Source organism: Geodermatophilus sp. SYSU D00879 (assembly GCF_054050375.1).
Window position 1 is genome coordinate 87883 of record NZ_JBJGZF010000002.1, and the last position, 18452, is coordinate 106334.

Sequence of the window (18452 nt, forward strand, 5' to 3'; positions counted from 1 at the left end):
CCCGTCAGACGGCGTCGAGCGCGGCGGTGAGATCGGCGACGACGTCATCGGTGTCCTCGATGCCGCAGGAGAAGCGCAGGAAGCCCCCCGGGACGGCGTCCCCGCCCCACTGAGCCCGCCGGTCGACGGTGCTGTGCACGCCGCCGAAGCTGGTCGCCGCGGTCCACAGCCGGCTGGCGGTGAGGAACCGCGACACCGCGGCCTCGTCGGCGAGCTCGGCCGAGACGACGCCGACCGGCCGCAGCATCTGCCGGGTGGCGAGCTCGTGGGAGGGGTCCGCGGGGAGCCAGGGCCACCGGACGCCGGTCACCGCCGGGTGGGCGCAGAGGACCTCGGCCACCGCCGCGGCGGTCTGCGCCTGGCGGGCCAGCCGCAGGTCCAGCGTGCTCATCGACCGGTGGCCGAGCCACGCGTCGAACGCGCCGGGCGTGCTGCCGGTGTGGTCGCGCCAGCCCTTGAGCCGGTCGAACACCTCGCCGGAGGTGGTGCTCACGTGGCCGAGCAGCAGGTCGCTGTGCCCGGTGAGCGCCTTGGTGTCGGCGCCCACGGTGAGGTCGGCGCCCAGCGCCAGCGGCCGCTGGCCGAGCGGGGTGGCCGTGGTGTTGTCGACGGCGAGCAGCGCCCCGGCCGCCCGGGTCGCGCGGGCCACCGCCGCGACGTCGCAGACGTCGAGCTGCGGGTTGCTCGGCGTCTCGAGGAGGACCATCCGGGCGCCGTCGAGGTCCCCGCGGGCGGCGACGTCGCCGATCCCGGTCGTCGGCACGTACTCCACCCGGACGCCGAGCCGTTCGAGCTCGTCGCGGGCGAGCAGCCGGGTCGCGTAGTAGCCGTCGGCGGGCAGCACCAGGCGGTCGCCGGCCGACACCAGCGCCGTCACCGCGGCGGTGACCGCGGCCATGCCGGTGGAGAAGGCGAGGCAGCGGCCGCCGTCGAGCTCGCCGACGGCCTCCTCGAACGCCCGGAACGTCGGGTGCTCGGTGCGGGCGTAGGCGTCGGCGCCGTCCGCGCGCGGCGGGCGGTCGCCGAGGTGGAAGGGGGCGGCGAACACCGGCGAGGGGCGCAGCGGGGTGCCCGGCACCGGCGGGGCGTCGCCCGCCCGGACCGCGCGGGTGCCGTCGCCCCACCCAGCGGGGAGCGTCGTCACTCCGGCTTGGCCTCCCTGGACATGATCTCCTTCACCATCTGCGCGGCCGGCACGCCCTCGTGGCAGACCCGCACGACCGCCTCGGTCACCGGCACGTCCACGCCGTGCGCGCGGGCCAGGTCCAGCACCGGGCGGCAGCTCTTGACCCCCTCGGCGGTCTGCCGGGTGGTGGCCTGCACCTCCTCCAGCGACAGGCCCCGCCCCAGCTTCTCCCCGAACGTGCGGTTGCGCGACAGCGGCGAGCTGCAGGTGGCCACCAGGTCCCCCAGCCCCGCCAGCCCGGCGAAGGTCGAGGGCTCCGCGCCCAGGGCCACGCCCAGGCGGGTGGTCTCGGCCAGGCCGCGGGTGATCAGGGACGCCCGGGTGTTGTCGCCGAAGCCCATCCCCTCGGCGATGCCGCAGGCCAGCGCGATGACGTTCTTCACCGCGCCGCCGAGCTCGCAGCCGACGAGGTCGGAGTTGGTGTACGGCCGGAAGTACACGGTGTGGCAGGCGGCCTGCAGCGCGGCGGCCCGGTCGGCGTCGGTGCAGGCGATGACGGTGGCGGCCGGCTGCTCCTCGGCGATCTCCCGCGCCAGGTTCGGCCCCGACAGCGCCGCCACCCGGTCCGGGCCCGCGCCGGTGACCTCGCAGATGACCTCGCTCATCCGCTTGGTCGTGCCGAGCTCGACGCCCTTCATCAGCGACAGCAGCGTCGCGTCCGGGGGCAGCAGCGGCGCCCACTCGAGCAGGTTGGTGCGCAGCGACTGGGAGGGGACGGCGAGCACCACGACGTCGGCGCCGTCGAGGGCCTCCGCGGCGTCGGGGGTCGCCGTCAGCGCGCGGGGCAGCGGCACGCCGGGCAGGTACTCGGCGTTCTCCCCGGTCTCGGCGATCGCCCGGGCCAGCTCCGGCCGGCGGGCGTGCAGGGACACCGTGCAGCCGGCGTCGGCGAGCACCTTGGCGAAGGTGGTGCCCCAGGAGCCGGCGCCCAGGACGGCGGCGCGGGTGCCCCGCCCGAGGCGGTCCAGTTCGCTCACGCAGCGCTCCCCGGGAGGTCGCCGGGCAGCGACCGCCCCGGCCGGGGGGCGAACGAGGCGGGGGCCGGTTCACCCCGGAGGCCGGACAGCAGGTCGCGCACCCGGCCCATGATGAGGTCGGTGGTCTCGCGGAGCAGGTCCGGGGTCAGCGGCCGGCCGGCGCGGACCTCGGCCCGGAGCGCGGACAGGTCGACCGGCTCCCCGACGGCGTAGTCGGCGGGCGCCCGGAAGCGCAGGTGCAGCTTCTTGGCGTGGTAGTCGTGCACCCGGTGCGGGCCCCACTGGGCCACCGGCAGCACCACCGCGTCGGTGGTCAGCGCCAGCCGCGCGACGCCGGTGCGCGCCTGCATCGGCCACCAGTCGGGGTCGCGGGTCACCGAGCCCTCGGGGTAGATGACGACGACGTTGCCCGCCTCCAGGTCGGCCGCCGCGGCGGCCAGGGAGCCGCGGGCGTCGGCCGATCCGCGGGCCACCGGGATCTGCCCGGCGTGCCGGAGGATCTTCCCGATGACGCCCTTGAACACCGCCTGCTTGGCCAGGAAGTGCGGCACCCGCCCGTTGTCGTAGACCAGCCGCGCGCAGGCCAGCGGGTCGAGCACCGACACGTGGTTGGCCACCAGCAGCACCGGGCCGGTGCGCGGCAGCCGGTCGCCGTCCCGGTAGCGCAGCCGGAACACCAGCGACGTGGTCGGGTAGATGAGCGCGACCGCCAGCTTCAGCGACCACGGCAGCCGGCCGCGCTCGTGCAGCGCGCGCCGCTGTACCGCAGTGGTCCCGGAGGACTGCTCCTCGGTCACCGGCACACCTCCGCTCGGTCGTGACGACCGGCACATGATCGACCCTCCGGGCGGTCCGGGTGCGCACCGGGGTCCTCCCGGCGTCCGCGGCGGGCCGCGGCGGTGTGCTCACATGGTGCCCGTGCGGTGGTCCCTGGTCGTCCCGGCGAAGCGGCTGTCCGCGGCCAAGACCCGCCTCGTGCCGCTGACCGGCGGCGGTCCCGGCCTGCACGCGGACCTGGTGCTGGCGCTGCTGGCCGACACCGTCTCCGCGGCCCGCGCCTGCCCCGCGGTGGCCGACGTCGTCGTCGTCACCGACGAGGACCGCGCGGCCGCCACCGTCCGGGCGCTCGGCGCGCGCACGGTGCCCGACGAGCCCGACCGCGGGCTCAACCCGGCGCTCGCCCACGGCGCCCGGGCCAGCGGCGGGCGCGCCGTCGCCGCCCTGTCGTCGGACCTGCCGGCGCTGCGGCCGGCGGAGCTGGCCGCCGCCCTGGCCGCGGCCGCGGCGGCGCCGCGCTGCTTCGTCGCCGACGCCGCGGGCACCGGCACCACCCTGCTCACCGCGGCCGGCGTGCCGCTGGACCCGCGGTTCGGCCGGGACTCCGCCGCCGCGCACGCCGCCGCCGGCGCGGTGCCGCTGGACGGCGACTGGCCGGGGCTGCGCCGCGACGTCGACACGCCCGCCGACCTGGCCGCCGCCGCCGGCCTCGGCGTCGGGACGGCGACGGCGGCGCTGCTGCCGCGGCTCCCGCGCCCGGCCGCCTGACGGGACCGCGCAGGGGCACCGGCCGTTCACGTGCGTGGGGCACGATGAGCGCCGTGGCAGCCGAGACGACGTCCCCGATCACCGGGCCCGAGACGCCCGTGCCCGCGGAGCAGCCCCCGCTGCCCGCGGACCGCTTCCTCAACCGTGAGCTGTCCTGGCTGGACTTCAACGCGCGGGTGCTCGAGCTGGCCGAGGACGCGTCGATGCCGCTGCTCGAGCGGGTCAAGTTCCTGGCGATCTTCGCGGGCAACCTCGACGAGTTCTACATGGTCCGCATCGCCGGGCTGAAGCGGCGGCTGAGCACCGGGCTGACCGTGCGCTCCCCCGACGGGCTGACCATCCGCGAGCAGCTGGCCCGGGTCACCGAGCGCACCCAGGAGCTGGTCCACCGGCACGCCGACTGCTTCGAGCGGGACGTCACGCCGCGGCTGGAGGCCGAGGGCATCCGGATCGTGCACTGGGACGACCTCGCCGAGACCGAGACCCGGCGGCTGCGCGAGTACTTCCGCGACCAGGTGTTCCCGGTGCTCACCCCGCTGGCCGTCGACCCGGCGCACCCGTTCCCCTACATCAGCGGCCTGTCGCTCAACCTCGCCGTCGTGGTGCGCGACCCGGAGACCGGCGCGCCGCGCTTCGCCCGGCTCAAGGTGCCCAACAACGTGCCGCGGTTCGTGCCGGTGGGGCCGGTCGACTCCCAGGCGACGTTCCTGCCCCTCGAGGACCTCATCGCCGCGCACCTGTCGCTGCTGTTCCCCGGCCTCGACGTCATCGACCACCACCTGTTCCGGGTCACCCGCAACGCCGACCTCGAGGTCGAGGAGGACCGCGACGAGGACCTGCTGCAGGCCCTCGAGCGGGAGCTCGCCCGCCGCCGGTTCGGGCCCGCGGTCCGGCTCGAGGTCACCGAGACGATGGACCCGCAGATCCTCGACGTCCTCGTCTCCGAGCTCGAGGTCAGCCCGCAGGACGTCGTCACGGTGCCCGGGCTGCTGGACCTCGCCTCGCTGTGGGCGCTGTACGACATCGACCGCCCCGAGCTCAAGGACGAGCCGTTCGTGCCGGCCACCCACCCGCGGCTGTCCGAGGGCGAGACGCCCAAGAGCGTGTTCGCGACGCTGCGCGAGGGCGACGTGCTGGTCCACCACCCGTACCACTCGTTCGCCACGAGCGTGCAGCGCTTCATCGAGCAGGCCGCCGAGGACCCGCACGTGCTGGCGATCAAGCAGACGCTGTACCGCACCTCCGGGGACTCCCCGATCGTCAACGCGCTGATCACCGCCGCGGAGCTGGGCAAGCAGGTGGTCGTCCTGGTCGAGATCAAGGCGCGCTTCGACGAGGAGGCCAACATCACCTGGGCCCGGTCGCTGGAGCGGGCCGGCTGCCACGTCGTCTACGGCCTGGTGGGCCTGAAGACGCACTGCAAGACGGCGCTGGTGGTGCGCCGGGAGAACGGCGTCATCCGCCGCTACGTGCACATCGGCACCGGCAACTACAACCCGAAGACGGCGCGGCAGTACGAGGACCTCGGCATCCTCACCGCCGACCCGCGGGTGGGCGCCGACCTCACCGACCTGTTCAACGTGCTCACCGGCTACTCGCGGCAGACCACCTACCGGCAGCTGATGGTGGCGCCGCAGGGGATCCGCGCCGGGCTGGTGGAGAAGATCCGCCGGGAGGCGCGGCACGCCGCCGAGGGCCGCCCGTCGGGCATCCGGTTCAAGGTGAACTCGCTGGTCGACGAGCGGGTCATCGACGCGCTCTACGAGGCCTCCGGCGCCGGGGTCCCGGTCGAGCTGTTCATCCGCGGCATCTGCGCGCTGCGCCCGGGCGTGCCCGGGCTGAGCGAGACGGTCCGGGTGCGCTCGATCGTCGGCCGGTTCCTCGAGCACTCCCGGGTCATGGCGTTCGAGAACGCGGGCGAGCCGGAGTGGTGGCTCGGCAGCGCCGACCTCATGCACCGCAACCTCGACCGCCGGGTCGAGGTGCTGCTGCGGGTGTGCGACGACACCGCCCAGCGGGAGCTGCAGGCGGTCTTCGACGCCGCCATGGCCCCCGGCGTGCGCTGCTGGGAGCTCGGCTCCGAGGGCCAGTGGACCCGCACCGGCACCCGGGACTACCAGGCCGCCCTCATGCACCGGGTGACCGAGCATGCCGGCTGAGCGGACGGCGGTCGTCGCGGCCGCCGGCGGGGTGGTCTGGCGGCCGGCCGCCGACGGCGGGGTCGAGACGGTCCTCGTGCACCGGCCGCGCTACGACGACTGGTCGCTGCCCAAGGGAAAGCTCGACGCCGGGGAGAACGCCCTGTCCGCCGCGGTGCGGGAGGTCGTCGAGGAGACCGGCCTGCGGGTCGCGCTCGGCCGCCGCAGCCTGCGCACCCTCTACGAGGTCGCCGCCGGGCCCAAGCACGTGGACTACTGGCTCATGCAGGCGGTCGGCACGGAGCAGCCGTTCGAGCCCAACGACGAGGTCGACGAGCTGCGCTGGCTGCCCCTCGACGACGCCTCCGCGCTGGTCACCCACGAGCACGACCGGCGGGTGCTGGCCGACCTCGCCCGCGACGACGTCCCGCGGGCGCCGTCGCTGCTGCTGGTGCGCCACGCCAAGGCCGGCAGCCGCAGCGACTGGGACGGCCCCGACGACGAGCGGCCGCTGGAGACCAAGGGGTGGCGGCAGGCGCAGCAGCTGGCCGACGTCCTGCCGGCGTTCGGGCCGGTCGAGCTGCTCACCGCCCCGCGGGTGCGCTGCCGGCAGACCCTGGAGCCGCTGGCCCAGCGGACCGGCCTGCCCGTGGGCGACCTGCCGGAGCTCGGCGAGGAGGAGTTCGCCGCCGACCCGCAGGCGGGCCTGGCCGTCGTGGAGCGGCTGCTGGAGCCGCGCGAGGGCGCCGGGGTCACCGTGGTGTGCAGCCAGGGCGGGGCGATCCCGTCGGTGCTGATGAGCATCGGCGTCCGGTGGGAGGGCGTCGCCGGGCGGCTGTACCCGCCGGCGGCCAAGGGCAGCGTGTGGGCGCTGGGCGGCCACCCCGGCGCGCTGCTCGCCGACTACTACCGCGACCTCGGCCCGGACCCCGACGCCCCCGAGTGAGGGGCGCCGGGGTCGGCGGACGTCAGGCGGGGAGGGCCGGGAGCGCCTTGGGCAGCCAGGAGGGGCGCTGCGCCTCGTAGGCCTCGATGTCGGTCAGGTGCCGCTCGGTGAGGCCGACGTCGTCGAGCCCCTCCAGCAGCCGCCAGCGGATGTAGTCGTCCACCTCGAACGGCACCGTGGTGTCGCCGTAGGTGACCGTCTTCGCCTGCAGGTCGACCGTCACCGGCAGCGCCGGGTCGGCCTCGACCGCCTGCCACAGCGCCTCGACCTCGGCCTGCGGCAGGACGACGGTCAGCAGGCCCGACTTGGTCGAGTTGTTCCGGAAGATGTCGGCGAACCGCGAGCTGATCACGACGCGGAAGCCGCCGTCGAGCAGCGCCCAGCAGGCGTGCTCCCGCGAGGAGCCGGTGCCGAAGTCGGGGCCGGCGACCAGGATCGAGGCGTCGGCGTGGTGCGGCTGGTTGAGCACGAAGTCCGGCTCGTTGGTGCGCCAGGCGACGAACAGGCCGTCCTCGAACCCGGTGCGGGTGATCCGCTTGAGGTACTCGGCCGGGATGATCTGGTCGGTGTCGACGGCGCTGCGGCGCAGCGGGGCCGCGGTGCCGGTGTGCGTGGTGAACGGCTGCATCTCAGACTCCAGCGGGGACGTCGGCGAGGTCGGCGGGGGCGGTCAGCCGGCCGGTGAGCGCGGTGGCGGCGGCGACGGACGGCGACACGAGGTGCGTGCGCCCGCCCTTGCCCTGCCGGCCCTGGAAGTTGCGGTTGCTGGTCGACGCCGACCGCTCCCCCGGCTCGAGCTGGTCGGGGTTCATGCCCAGGCACATCGAGCACCCGGCGCCGCGCCACTCGGCCCCGGCCTCGGTGAACACCTCGTCCAGGCCCTCGGCCTCGGCCTGCAGCTTGACCCCGATCGACCCGGGGACGACGAGCATCCGGGTGTGGGCGTCGATCCGCTTGCCGCGCAGCAGCTCGGCGGCGGTGCGCAGGTCCTCGATCCGGCCGTTGGTGCAGGAGCCGAGGAAGACGGTGTCCACCTCGATCTCGCGCAGCGGCGTGCCCGGCGTCAGGCCCATGTAGGCCAGCGCCTGCTCGGCGGCGCGGCGCTCGTTGTCGTCGGCGAAGTCGGCCGGGTCGGGCACCCGCCCGGTCAGGGGCAGGCCCTGGCCGGGGTTGGTGCCCCAGGTGACGAACGGCGACAGCTCCGCGGCGTCGAGGACGACCTCGGTGTCGAAGATGGCGCCCTCGTCGGTGCGCAGCGTGCGCCAGTGCGCGACGGCGGCGTCCCAGTCGGCGCCCTGCGGGGCGTGCGGGCGGCCCCGCAGGTAGGCGAACGTCGTCTCGTCGGGGGCGATCATCCCGGCGCGGGCGCCGGCCTCGATCGACATGTTGCAGATCGTCATCCGGGCCTCCATCGACAGCGCCTCGATGGCGCTGCCGCGGTACTCGATGACGTGGCCGGCGGCGCCGTTGGTGCCGATCCGCGCGATGACGGCGAGGATGACGTCCTTCGACGAGACGCCCTCGGGGAGCTCCCCGTTCACCGTGACCGCCATCTGCTTGGGCCGGTACTGCGGCAGCGTCTGGGTGGCCAGCACGTGCTCGACCTCGCTGGTGCCGATGCCGAACGCCAGCGCGCCGAAGGCGCCGTGGGTGGAGGTGTGGCTGTCGCCGCAGACGATCGTCGTGCCCGGCTGGGTCAGCCCCAGCTGCGGGCCGATGACGTGCACGATGCCCTGGTCGCGGTCGCCCATCGGGGCCAGCCGGATGCCGAACTCCGCCGCGTTCCGCCGCAGCGCCTCGACCTGCGCCCGGCTGACCGGGTCGGCGATCGGCGCGAGGACGTCGAGCGTCGGGACGTTGTGGTCCTCGGTGGCCATGGTGAGGTCGGGTCGGCGGACCGGGCGGCCGGCGGCCCGGAGCCCGTCGAACGCCTGCGGGCTGGTGACCTCGTGCACGAGGTGCAGGTCGATGTAGAGCAGGTCCGGCTCGCCCGCGGCACTGCGCACGACGTGGGCGTCGTAGACCTTCTCCGCCAGGGTCTTCGGCACGGGGTCCCTCCCGATCGGGTCATCCCACGGTGGCATCTCACTGTGTGGGATGAGAGTATCGCTGTGTGGGACAGCCTAACCCCGTCGCCGTTCTGGACAAAGCGGTGGCCATCCTCCGCGCCGTCGCGCAGGAGCCGGCGTCGCTCGCCGACCTCGTCGCGCGCACCGACCTGCCGCGGGCGACCGCCCACCGGCTGGCCGTCGCGCTGGAGGGCCACCGGCTGCTCCGGCGCACGCCGGCGGGCACCTGGGCGCCCGGTCCCGCCCTGGCCGAGCTCAGCCACGGCAGCGCCGACCTGGCCCGGGTCGCCGGCCGGCACCTCGCGGCGCTGCGCGACGCCAGCGGGGAGAGCGCCCAGTTCTACGTCCGCGAGGGCGGGTCGCGGGTGTGCGTCGCCGCCGCCGAGCGGGCGCACGGGCTGCGCGACACGGTGCCGGTGGGCGCGCGGCTGCCCATGACGGCGGGGTCGGCGGCGCACGCGCTGCTGGCCTTCGCGCCGCCGGAGGAGGTCACGCCGCTGCTGCCGCAGGCGAGCTTCACCGCCCGCACGCTGCTCGACGTCCGCCGGCGCGGGTGGGCGCACAGCGTGGCCGAGCGCGAGGCCGGGGTGGCCTCGCTGTCGGCGCCGGTGCGCGACCCGGCGGGCGCCGTGCTCGGCGCGGTGTCGATCTCCGGCCCGGTCGAGCGGCTGGGCCGCCGGCCGAGCCCCGAGGTGGTCGGCGCGGTCCTGGAGACGGCGGCGGCGATCGCCCGGGCCGCCTCCTAGGAGGTTCTCGCCGGCGGCCGCGGGGCGGAGACTCCTCCCATGACCGCCACGGAGCCCCGGCAGCGCGGGCGGGCCCGGATCGCCGGGCCCGGTGAGGGCATCGGCCTGGACGAGCTCGCGCTGGCCACCCGCAACCACGGCCTGCCGCTCGAGGCGCTGCGCTACGACGTCACGCCGCCGGGCCTGCACTACGTGCTCACCCACTACGACATCCCCGCCGTCGACCCCGCCACCTGGCGGCTGGAGGTCACCGGCGCGGTCGAGCGGCCGCTGCGGCTGGACCTCGACGACCTGCGCCGGCGGCCGGCGGTCTCCGCGCGGGTGCTGCTCGAGTGCGCCGGCAACGGCCGCGCCCGGCTGGAGCCCCGCCCGGTCAGCCAGCCGTGGCTGCTCGAGGCCGTCGGCAACGCCGAGTGGACCGGCACGCCGCTGGCGCCGCTGCTGGCCCAGGCCGGCGTCTCCCCCGCCGCGGTCGACGTCGCCTTCACCGGCGCCGACCACGGGGTCGAGCGCGGCGTCGAGCAGGACTACACCCGCGGCCTGCCGCTGGCCGAGGCGCTGCGGCCCGACGTGCTGCTGGTGTGGGAGCTGAACGGTGCTCCCCTGCCGCCGCAGCACGGGGCGCCGGTGCGGCTGCTGGTGCCCGGCTGGTACGGCATGGCGCACGTGAAGTGGCTGACCCGGGTCGAGGTGCTCGAGCACCCCTTCGACGGGTTCCAGAACGCGACGGCCTACCGGCTGAAGACCGAGGCGCACGAGGCCGGCGTGCCGGTCACCCGGATCGCGCCGCGGGCGCTGGTGGCCCCGCCCGGCTTCCCCGACTTCATGACCCGGGAGCGGTTCCTGCGGCCGGGCCCGGTGACGCTCACCGGCCGGGCGTGGTCCGGCCGCGCCCCGCTGACCGGTGTCGAGGTGAGCACCGACGGCGGGGCCACCTGGACCCCGGCCGACCTCGCGCCGCCCGACCCGGCGCACCCGCACGCCTGGCGGGCGTGGACCTGCACCTGGGACGCGGAGCCCGGCGGGTACGAGGTGGTCGTGCGCGCCGCCGACGCCGAGGGCCCGCAGCCGGTCGAGCAGCCCTGGAACCGCCAGGGCATGGCCAACAACCTCGTGCAGCGGGTGCCGGTCACCGTCCTCGCCGACTGAGCCGGCCGGGACGACCGGGCCGGCGGGCCGCCCGGGATACGCCCCGTCGCGTATTCCGCGCGGCCCGGCGCGGGCGGAACGTCGTGGTCCCCGGTCACCCACCGCCGGGTCGGCACATCCCAGGGACGGCCCCGTGCCGCACCCGGAGGGGCCTCCCGATGACCACTGCCACGCACGGCCCGGCCGCCGCCTGGGCCGCCGCCCACCGCTCCCTGCTCGTCCTGTTCGCCGTCGTGGCGACGCTCGCCGTCGTCGCCGCCGTCACCCTGACGGTGCTGCTGGCCACCGACGACGCGGCCCCGGTCGCGCCGTCGCCGGCGCCGGCCGAGGAGGCCTGCGCCCTGCCCGGCGCCATGACGGTCGCCCTCGCCAAGCCGTTCTGCTGACGGCTCCGCGGACCGGGTCAGCCACCCCACCGCACCACCGGCTGACCCGGTCCCGGCCCGTACGGCAGGCACCGGGCGGCCGCCTCGGCGACGGTGTGCGTCCCGCACTTCTCCCGGATGTGCTCGGTGTGCTTGCGCACCGTGCCGACGGCGATGCGCAGCGCCGCGGCGATCTCCTCGGCGTACAGCCCCGCGCCGGCCAGGCCGAGGACCTCCCACTCCCGCGCGGTCAGCCGCGGCACGCCCGCCCGGCGGTGTTCGGCGTGCAGCCACAGCTCCAGCAGGTGCGGCCGGGCCAGCTCCAGCAGCCGCCGGTCCCGCTCGCCGAACGGGGTGCGGCCGGAGCGGAGGAACAGCAGCACCGGGGCCTCGCCGAGCGGCGCGCGCAGCGGCACCACCAGCTCCCCGGGCACGTCGGCGGTCACCTCGGGGTGCAGCGGGCCGGTGCCGTCGCCCGGGGAGAGGTCCGCGGCCGACAGCACGCGGCGCAGGACGCGCTGGGGCTGCGGCCCGACCAGCGGCGAGCGCAGCCCGCCGGAGGAGGCGCTCAGCGCGTCCTCGCCGGCGCGCTCGACGCCGCGGGTGCCGTCGGCCAGCACGCCCTGGACGACGACGGTCCGGAGGTCCCGATGGTCGACCAGCCGGGAGGTCAGGTCGAGGTCGGCGGGCACCAGGCGCAGCAGCCCCTCGAGCAGCTCCCAGGGCAGCACCGGCCCGGGGTCGAGGGCCCGCGCCGCCCGGAGCAGGGCGAGCAGGTCCTCGGCGTCCCGCGCGCGCAGGTGCCCCGAGGCCATGGCGGACCCCCCGTCGGCCGTGCCGGACACGCTAGGCCGCCCGGCCGCGCTCGCGGGATACGCACTCTGACGTATTCCGCCTGTCGCGGCGGAGGTGCAGCGTCGTCGTCCCCGGGTGTGCCACGCCCGGGACCGGCGCCTCAGGGGCGGCACGGCCGCACCCGGAGAGGGGCTCCCGATGACCGTGCCCGTCCACCACCCGGCCGGCGCGTGGGCCACCACGCACCGCATGCTCATCGCCGTCATCGCCGTCCTCATGGCGGCCGCCGTCACCGTGGGCATCGTCCTGCTCGTGCAGCTGAGCAGCGACGAGCCCGTGACCGGGACGACGCCCCCGGCCGAACCCGCCGTCGAGGACACCGGCGGGGTCCCGCCCTCCGTGGAGATCTGCGGCAACCTGGAGTCGGTGGCCGCCGCGCTGCTCTGCTGAGCGGCGCCCGGGCCCGCCGTCCGTGGGGACGGCGGGCCGGGGGTCAGTGCCCGGGGACCGTGCGGCCGCTGCCGTCGTCCTCGGGGTCCTGCCGGTCCGGCGGGGCCTCGACGACGATGGGGCGCAGCCGCGACCAGAGCGCGAACGCGGCCGCGAACACGAGCATGGCCAGGCCCGCCCACAGGTTCGCGTTGACGTCGCCGGTCTTCTCCTGCTCGGCCGGCGAGTTCCCGAACAGGCCCGCGAGGACCAGCACGACGCCGTAGAACCCGATGAGGGCGGCGATGACGTTGCGGACGTCGAACGCGCCGGCCTGGTGCGCCGGAGCGCCGGGGTGCGAGGCGCCGGAGCGCGAGGTGCTGCTGCTCATGTCGGGCTCCTGACTCACCGGAAGATCACGTTGAGGATGATGACCATCACCAGCGAGATGCCGGCGAGCTTGGTCGGCGACTGGTACCAGGGCAGCCGGGCCGCGTCGGGGTCGGTCCGCTGCTCCTTCGGCGTCTCGGAGTAGACCAGCCCGGCGAGCTGGGCGACCGGCTTGGGCGCGGTCACCTGGCTGACCACGACGCTGACCACGATGTCGACGAGGAACGCGGCGCTGGCGGCCACGAAGCTCGCGCCCTGGCCGCTGATGGGGAGCACACCCAGCGACGCCGCCCCGAACGCGTCCTCGCTGAGGAAGGCGACGGTGACCGCGGCCAGCGTCCCGGACACCAGGCCCGCCCATCCGGCCGTCGCCGTCATCCGCTTCCAGAACATGCCGAGGATGAACGTGGCGAACAGCGGGGCGTTGAAGAAGCCGAACAGCGTCTGCAGGTAGTCCATCAGGTTCGTGTAGCCCGACGCGATGATCGCCGTCCCGATGGCGGCCACGGTGGCGCCGACGGTCGCCCACCGGCCCACGACCAGGTAGTAGTGGTCGGGCCGGCCCTTCTTCACGTACTGCTGCCACAGGTCGTAGCTGAAGACCGTGTTGAAGGCGGAGATGTTGGCCGCCATGCCGGCCATGAAGGCCGCCAGCAGGCCGGCGAGCGCGACACCGAGCAGGCCGTTGGGCAGGGTGTCGCGGATCAGCATGAGCAGCGCGTTGTTGTAGTCGAACTCCGCGTCGGCGTTGGCCCGGGCCTCGATGACCTCCGGCACCAGGACCGTGGCGATGATGCCCGGGACCACCACGATGAACGGCACGAACATCTTCGGGAAGGACCCGATGACCGGCGTGCTGCGCGCCGCGGACATCGACTTGGTCGCCATGGCCCGCTGGACCTCGACGAAGTTCGTCGTCCAGTAGCCGAACGACAGCACGAACCCGAGGCCGAAGACGATGCCGATCACCGACAGGACCGGGTTCTCGATGCCGGAGAGCTCCGTGGCCGGCCACGAACTGAGCTCCTCGGCGCGTCCGGCGTCGGTGACCTTGTCGACCAGACCGTCGACGCCACCGACGCGGTGCAGGCCGATGAGGGTCAGCGGCAGCAGCGCGGCGACGATGACGAAGAACTGCAGGACCTCGTTGTAGATCGCCGCCGACAGCCCGCCGAGGGTGATGTAGCTGAGCACCACGGCCGCCGCGACGATCAGCGACACCCACAGCGGCCAGCCGAGCAGGGCGTTGACGATCGTGGCGAGCAGGAACAGGTTGATGCCGGCGATGAGGATCTGCGCGGTGGCGAAGCTGAGCGCGTTGACCAGGTGGGCGCCGGTGCCGAACCGGCGGCGCATGAACTCCGGGACGCTGCGGACCTTCGACCCGTAGTAGAAGGGCATCATCACCACGCCCAGGAACAGCATGGCCGGGACCGCGCCGATCCAGAAGTAGTGCACGGTGCTCATGCCGTACTGCGCGCCGTTGGCCGACATACCGACGATCTCGACCGCGCCCAGGTTGGCCGAGATGAACGCCAGGCCGGTGATCCAGGCGGGCAGCGAGCGACCCGACAGGAAGAAGTCCAGGCTGTCGGACACCCGCCGGCGGGCGGCGGCGCCGATCATCAGCACGACGGCGAAGTAGACGGCCACCAGCAGGTAGTCGACGAACCCCGCGTCCAGTCTCAGGTCGTCCACTCGGGCCTCCCTCGGGTCAGGTCAGGACAGGCGGCGGGCCCCCGCGGAGGGGACCACGACGTAGGAACGGGTGGCGCCGGCGCGCCCGGTGACGGCGGCGGCGACGTCGTCGACGGCCGCGGCGTCGACCAGCGCGACCGCGCTCCCGCCGAAGCCGCCGCCGACCATGCGCGCGCCGTGCGCCCCGGCGGCCAGCGCCGCCTCGACGATCGCGTCGAGCTCGGGCACCGACACCTCGAAGTCGTCGCGCAGCGAGGCGTGCCCGGCGGTGAGCACCGGGCCGACCTCCCGCGGGTCGCCGCCGGCGCGCAGCAGGCCGACGACCTCCGCCACGCGGGCGTCCTCGGTGACCACGTGGCGGGCCCGGCGCAGCAGCAGCGCGCCGGGCCCGGTGCCGTCGTCCAGCGGCGCGAGGGCGTCGACGCCGGTCGCCTCGCAGAGCAGGCCGACGCCGAGCCGCCGGGCGGCCTCCTCGCACTCGCGGCGCCGGTCGCCGTAGCCGCCGTCGGCGTGGCTGTGGGTGGTGCCGGAGTCGACCACCAGCAGCGCCAGGCCGGCCGCCTCCAGGTCGAGGGGCACCTGCTCGCTGCCGCGGTCGCGGGTGTCCAGGTGCAGCGCGTGCCCGGCGGTGCACAGCACCGACGCGGACTGGTCGAGGATCCCGGTGGGCGCGCCGACGAAGTCGTTCTCGGCCCGGCGGGCGACGTCGACCAGCTCGTCCGGGCCGAGATCCAGGTCCAGCAGGTCGCGCAGGGCGACGGCGACGGCGCACTCCAGCGCCGCCGACGACGACAGCCCCGCGCCGGCCGGGACGTCGCCGTCGACCAGCAGGTTCAGGCCCCCGGGCACGGCCTCGCGCAGCTGGTGGACGACGCCGGCCGGGTAGCCGGCCCAGCCGCCCGGGGTGCCCGGCTCGAGGTCGGCGACCGCGACGTCGGCGTCGGCGCCGGGGTGCTGGGCGGAGACGAGGACGAGCCGGCCGTCGTCGCGGCGGGCGACCGCGGCCCGGGTGGTGTGCGGCAGGGCGACCGGCAGCACGTGCCCGCCGTTGTAGTCGGTGTGCTCCCCGATGACGTTGACCCGCCCGGGCGCGGCCCAGACGCCCTCGGGCGCGGCGCCGAACCGCTCGGTGAAGGCGGCGACGGCGCGGGCCACGGCCTCCTCGTCGGTGGGCAGGTCGCTCACGGGACCACCACGTTCCGGAGCTGCTCGGCGACGTCCTCCGGGTTGGTGTCGGTGATGAACGCGCCCATCCCCGACTCCGAGCCGGCCAGGTACTTGAGCTTGCCCGGCGCGCGCCGCAGCGAGAACAGCTGCAGGTGCAGCCACCACTCCTCGCGGCCGGTGCGCACCGGCGCCTGGTTCCACGCGGCGATGTAGGGCATCGGGGTGTCCATGCGGTGCGCGAAGCGGCCGAGGACGTCGAGGTAGACCTCGGCCAGCGCGTCCCGCTGCGCGTCGTCGAGGGCGGGCAGGTCGGGCACCCGGCGGGTGGGGAACAGCTGCACCTCGTAGGGCCAGCGCGCCGCGGCCGGGACGAAGGCCACCCAGTGCTCGTTCGCCGCCACCACCCGCGGCCCGGTGCGCTCGGACTCCACGACCTCGGCGAACAGGTCCCCGCCGGTCTCCTCGCGGTGCCGGCGCACCGAGGCGAGCACCTTCTCCACCCGCGGGGTCACGAACGGGTAGGCGTAGATCTGCCCGTGGGGGTGCGACAGCGTCACCCCGATCTCCTCACCGGAGTTCTCGAAGCAGAAGACCTGCTCGACGCCGTCGATGCCGCCGAGCTCCGCGGTGCGGTCGGCCCAGACGTCGATCACCAGCCGCGCGCGGTCGCGGCCCAGCCCGGCGAAGTGCTGGTCGTGGTCGCTGGTGAACAGCACCACCTCGCAGCGGCCGAACCCGGGGCGCAGCTCGGCCAGCGGGGCGCCGGGCGCGGTGGGCGGCACGTCGCGGTCGACGGCGGTCGACAGCGACGGGAAGCGGTTCTCGAAGACGGCGACCTGGTAGTCCGCCTCGGGCACCTCGGTGGGCCGGCCGGGCCGCGACGGGCACAGCGGGCACTGGTCGGCCGGCGGCAGGAAGGTGCGCGTCTGCCGGTGGGCGGCGATCACGACCCACTCGCCGAGCAGCGCGTCCCGGCGCAGCTGCGAGTGGGTGCCGACGGGCGGCAGGTCGCGGGTGTCCTCGGCGACGCGGGCGGGCGTGCCGTCCGCGTCGAAGTAGACGATCTCGCGGCCGTCGGCCAGCCGTCGACTGGTCCGGATCACCAGGTCCGCCTCCGTTCCCGGCCCGGGATGGGGCCCTGGGAACGCTACGTCCGCTCGCGATCATGGGCCACTCGGGGGCCGGGAACGGCGCAGGGCCCCCGGCCGGGTGGCCGGGGGCCCTGCTGCGCTGTAGCCCCGAAGGGATTCGAACCCTCGCTACCGCCGTGAGAGGGCGGCGTCCTGGACCGCTAGACGACGGGGCCGGACGGCGACCATCCTGCCACGCCCCGCACCGGCACCCGCGACCGGGTCCGGGCGACCGGTCCCCCGGAACGGCGAAAGCCCCCGGTCGGTGACCGGGGGCTCTCGCTGCGCTGTAGCCCCGAAGGGATTCGAACCCTCGCTACCGCCGTGAGAGGGCGGCGTCCTGGGCCGCTAGACGACGGGGCCGTGCGGTGGTGCTGGTCGTGCTGTTGAGGAGATGGTGCTTCCTCGCTGGGGTACCAGGACTCGAACCTAGACTAACGGAGCCAGAATCCGTCGGGCTGCCAATTACCCCATACCCCAAGGTTTGGCGGGCACCTCGCGGCGCCGGGGAAGACGATACCCGACGTTCCCGGAGCACGTGTCACCACCCCCCGGTCCGCGGGTCGACGGCCGGGACGCGCAGGTCCATCGCCCCGGTCAGGGTCTCGACCCGCAGCCGGCGGCGGGAGGCGGCCACGACCGCCACGTAGGCGCCCATCGACACCAGCGTGACCAGCAGGTACAGCAGCCCGACGCCGGCCGGGACCTCCTCCGTGGCGACGTCCTCGCCGAGGGTCCCGGCCAGGACGAACACCAGCACGTTGTTGACCGCGTGCAGCACGATCGCCGCCTCGAGGCCGCCGGTGAGGAAGACCACTGCCGAGGCGGCCAGCCCGAAGGCGAACCGGTCGAGGAAGGTGACGACGTCGCCCGGCGCGTGCGCCAGCGAGAACAGCGCGGCGGTGACCACCGCGGCCACCACCGCGCCCGTGCGGGGGCTGCGGATCCAGCCGGCGATCGCCTGGCTCAGGTAGCCGCGGAAGACGTACTCCTCGGCCGCCGACTGCAGCGGCGTGGTGAGGACCACGACCACCAGCAGCCAGCCCAGGTCGTCGACCGGCCCGGTGACCTCGCCGTCGTCGAGCAGGTAGCCGAGGGTGACCGAGAGCGCGATGCCGACGCCGAGGGTGGCCAGCGCGCGGAGGGTGAGCGGCGCGAACAGCCGCCAGCGCAGCCGGGCGAGCACCGACGACGACCACCCCGGCGCCATGCCGTGGGCGGCCACCCAGGCCAGCCAGACGATGGGGATCGCCACGATCAGCGAGAGGTTGGTGAGCAGCAGCACGCCGGGGTCGACCAGGTCGAGCAGCTGCAGGTCCGGCGAGACGCCGGTGAGGAGCACGGCGAGGACCACGACGAACGCGGCGACCCCGTAGGCGACGGTGAACAGCAGCAGGCCCAGCAGCGGCCGCCACCAGCCCCAGTCCCGCGCGCGCATCGCGAGCAGGTAGGGCTGCGGCTCGTCGTGCGGCGGGGTCCCGGGCGGCGGCGCCAGCGCGACGCCGGGCGGGTACGGCGCGGCCGGGAACGGGGCGTACGGGTGGGGGCCGGGCGGGAACGGCCCCGGGGGGAACGCACCGTGCCCGGCCGGGCCGTGCGGGCCGGGCGGCAGCGGCACCGGCCCCAGGGGCCAGGGCACCGGCCCGGGCCCTCCTCCCCCGGCCGGCGCCCACGGGGCCGCCCCGGCGCCGTACGGCGTGCCCGGGACCTGCGGCGGCGCCC

18 protein-coding genes and 3 tRNA genes are annotated in these 18452 nt (G+C 75.5%); 7 read left to right on the plus strand and 14 right to left on the minus strand.

Features of this window, described 5'->3' with window-relative positions:
- Nucleotides 1-4: 4 nt before the first annotated feature.
- Genes ACI79B_RS03835 through ACI79B_RS03845 form a run of 3 tightly spaced genes read right to left on the minus strand, consistent with a single transcriptional unit; the run spans nt 5 to nt 2960 of the window.
- Complete coding sequence (locus ACI79B_RS03835) at nt 5-1144, minus strand: cystathionine gamma-lyase (protein WP_456929206.1); 1140 nt, start codon at nt 1142-1144, stop codon at nt 5-7.
- Entirely contained in the window at nt 1141-2163 is a 1023-nt protein-coding gene (locus ACI79B_RS03840) for an NAD(P)H-dependent glycerol-3-phosphate dehydrogenase (protein ID WP_456929205.1), read from the minus strand. Before ACI79B_RS03840 ends, ACI79B_RS03835 begins: the two co-directional genes overlap by 4 nt.
- Nucleotides 2160-2960: a lysophospholipid acyltransferase family protein gene (locus ACI79B_RS03845; RefSeq protein WP_456929204.1), complete on the minus strand. Its 801-nt coding sequence runs from the start codon at nt 2958-2960 to the stop codon at nt 2160-2162. The genes ACI79B_RS03840 and ACI79B_RS03845 overlap by 4 nt, the downstream gene beginning before the upstream one ends.
- 112 nt (nt 2961-3072) lie before the next feature.
- Between ACI79B_RS03845 and cofC the strand changes: the two genes are divergently transcribed.
- The 3 genes from cofC to ACI79B_RS03860 are packed head-to-tail and all read left to right on the plus strand — an operon-like array spanning nt 3073 to nt 6792.
- The gene (gene cofC / locus ACI79B_RS03850; protein ID WP_456929203.1) at nt 3073-3708 is read left to right on the plus strand and encodes a 2-phospho-L-lactate guanylyltransferase; all 636 of its coding nucleotides are present in this window, start codon (nt 3073-3075) and stop codon (nt 3706-3708) included.
- A gap of 53 nt (nt 3709-3761) precedes the next feature.
- Entirely contained in the window at nt 3762-5867 is a 2106-nt protein-coding gene (locus ACI79B_RS03855) for an RNA degradosome polyphosphate kinase (protein ID WP_456929202.1), read from the plus strand.
- On the plus strand, nt 5857-6792 hold the full coding sequence (locus ACI79B_RS03860) for an NUDIX hydrolase (protein WP_456929201.1): 936 nt from the start codon (nt 5857-5859) through the stop codon (nt 6790-6792). The genes ACI79B_RS03855 and ACI79B_RS03860 overlap by 11 nt, the downstream gene beginning before the upstream one ends.
- A 22-nt stretch (nt 6793-6814) precedes the next feature.
- Here ACI79B_RS03860 and leuD read toward each other — a convergent pair whose 3' ends face one another.
- A complete protein-coding gene (leuD, locus tag ACI79B_RS03865; protein WP_456929200.1) occupies nt 6815-7420 on the minus strand; it encodes a 3-isopropylmalate dehydratase small subunit in 606 nt (201 codons plus the stop codon).
- 1 nt (nt 7421) lies between these two features.
- Nucleotides 7422-8840 carry a 3-isopropylmalate dehydratase large subunit gene (gene leuC / locus ACI79B_RS03870; protein ID WP_456929199.1) on the minus strand — a complete coding sequence of 473 codons (1419 nt, stop codon included), beginning with the start codon at nt 8838-8840 and terminating at the stop codon, nt 7422-7424.
- A 104-nt stretch (nt 8841-8944) separates the two neighbouring features.
- On the opposite strand from leuC, the gene ACI79B_RS03875 reads away from it, so the two are divergent.
- The 3 genes from ACI79B_RS03875 to ACI79B_RS03885 all read left to right on the plus strand — a co-directional run bounded on the left by ACI79B_RS03875 (nt 8945) and on the right by ACI79B_RS03885 (nt 11142).
- Nucleotides 8945-9607 carry an IclR family transcriptional regulator gene (locus tag ACI79B_RS03875; protein WP_456929198.1) on the plus strand — a complete coding sequence of 221 codons (663 nt, stop codon included), beginning with the start codon at nt 8945-8947 and terminating at the stop codon, nt 9605-9607.
- A gap of 39 nt (nt 9608-9646) precedes the next feature.
- Nucleotides 9647-10756, plus strand: coding sequence for a sulfite oxidase (locus ACI79B_RS03880; protein WP_456929197.1), 1110 nt, complete (start codon nt 9647-9649; stop codon nt 10754-10756).
- Nucleotides 10757-10914: 158 nt separating this feature from the next.
- On the plus strand, nt 10915-11142 hold the full coding sequence (locus ACI79B_RS03885) for a hypothetical protein (protein WP_456929196.1): 228 nt from the start codon (nt 10915-10917) through the stop codon (nt 11140-11142).
- Between the two features lie 17 nt (nt 11143-11159).
- On the opposite strand, the gene ACI79B_RS03890 is transcribed toward ACI79B_RS03885, so the two are convergent.
- Nucleotides 11160-11936 (minus strand): helix-turn-helix domain-containing protein, encoded by a 777-nt coding sequence (locus ACI79B_RS03890; protein ID WP_456929195.1) that lies wholly within the window; start codon nt 11934-11936, stop codon nt 11160-11162.
- 178 nt (nt 11937-12114) lie between these two features.
- Between ACI79B_RS03890 and ACI79B_RS03895 the strand changes: the two genes are divergently transcribed.
- Nucleotides 12115-12366, plus strand: a complete 252-nt coding sequence (locus ACI79B_RS03895) for a hypothetical protein (RefSeq protein ID WP_456929194.1) — start codon at nt 12115-12117, stop codon at nt 12364-12366.
- A gap of 43 nt (nt 12367-12409) precedes the next feature.
- Here ACI79B_RS03895 and ACI79B_RS03900 read toward each other — a convergent pair whose 3' ends face one another.
- The 8 genes from ACI79B_RS03900 to ACI79B_RS03935 all read right to left on the minus strand — a co-directional run bounded on the left by ACI79B_RS03900 (nt 12410) and on the right by ACI79B_RS03935 (nt 18369).
- A complete protein-coding gene (locus tag ACI79B_RS03900; RefSeq protein ID WP_456929193.1) occupies nt 12410-12736 on the minus strand; it encodes a hypothetical protein in 327 nt (108 codons plus the stop codon).
- Nucleotides 12737-12750: 14 nt separating this feature from the next.
- Entirely contained in the window at nt 12751-14433 is a 1683-nt protein-coding gene (locus ACI79B_RS03905; protein ID WP_456929192.1) for a sodium:solute symporter family protein, read from the minus strand.
- 21 nt (nt 14434-14454) lie between these two features.
- A complete protein-coding gene (galK, locus tag ACI79B_RS03910; protein WP_456929191.1) occupies nt 14455-15618 on the minus strand; it encodes a galactokinase in 1164 nt (387 codons plus the stop codon).
- Nucleotides 15615-16703, minus strand: coding sequence for a galactose-1-phosphate uridylyltransferase (gene galT, locus ACI79B_RS03915; RefSeq protein WP_456929190.1), 1089 nt, complete (start codon nt 16701-16703; stop codon nt 15615-15617). Before galT ends, galK begins: the two co-directional genes overlap by 4 nt.
- A gap of 130 nt (nt 16704-16833) precedes the next feature.
- Nucleotides 16834-16906 (minus strand) — tRNA-Glu (locus tag ACI79B_RS03920).
- Between the two features lie 114 nt (nt 16907-17020).
- A tRNA-Glu gene (locus ACI79B_RS03925) sits at nt 17021-17093 on the minus strand.
- A 45-nt stretch (nt 17094-17138) separates the two neighbouring features.
- Nucleotides 17139-17210 (minus strand) — tRNA-Gln (locus ACI79B_RS03930).
- Nucleotides 17211-17271: 61 nt separating this feature from the next.
- Entirely contained in the window at nt 17272-18369 is a 1098-nt protein-coding gene (locus tag ACI79B_RS03935) for a CPBP family intramembrane glutamic endopeptidase (protein WP_456929189.1), read from the minus strand.
- Nucleotides 18370-18452 lie beyond the last annotated feature (83 nt).

What these genes read in the sequence shown, in the direction of transcription:
- ACI79B_RS03890 (WP_456929195.1), bottom strand. Translation starts at nt 11,936, where the DNA reads ATGGCCTCGGGGCACCTGCGCGCGCGGGACGCCGAGGACCTGCTCGCC.
- cofC (WP_456929203.1), top strand. Translation starts at nt 3,073, where the DNA reads ATGGTGCCCGTGCGGTGGTCCCTGGTCGTCCCGGCGAAGCGGCTGTCC.
- ACI79B_RS03885 (WP_456929196.1), top strand. Translation starts at nt 10,915, where the DNA reads ATGACCACTGCCACGCACGGCCCGGCCGCCGCCTGGGCCGCCGCCCAC.
- ACI79B_RS03900 (WP_456929193.1), bottom strand. Translation starts at nt 12,736, where the DNA reads ATGAGCAGCAGCACCTCGCGCTCCGGCGCCTCGCACCCCGGCGCTCCG.
- leuD (WP_456929200.1), bottom strand. Translation starts at nt 7,420, where the DNA reads ATGCAGCCGTTCACCACGCACACCGGCACCGCGGCCCCGCTGCGCCGC.
- ACI79B_RS03880 (WP_456929197.1), top strand. Translation starts at nt 9,647, where the DNA reads ATGACCGCCACGGAGCCCCGGCAGCGCGGGCGGGCCCGGATCGCCGGG.
- ACI79B_RS03895 (WP_456929194.1), top strand. Translation starts at nt 12,115, where the DNA reads ATGACCGTGCCCGTCCACCACCCGGCCGGCGCGTGGGCCACCACGCAC.
- ACI79B_RS03860 (WP_456929201.1), top strand. Translation starts at nt 5,857, where the DNA reads ATGCCGGCTGAGCGGACGGCGGTCGTCGCGGCCGCCGGCGGGGTGGTC.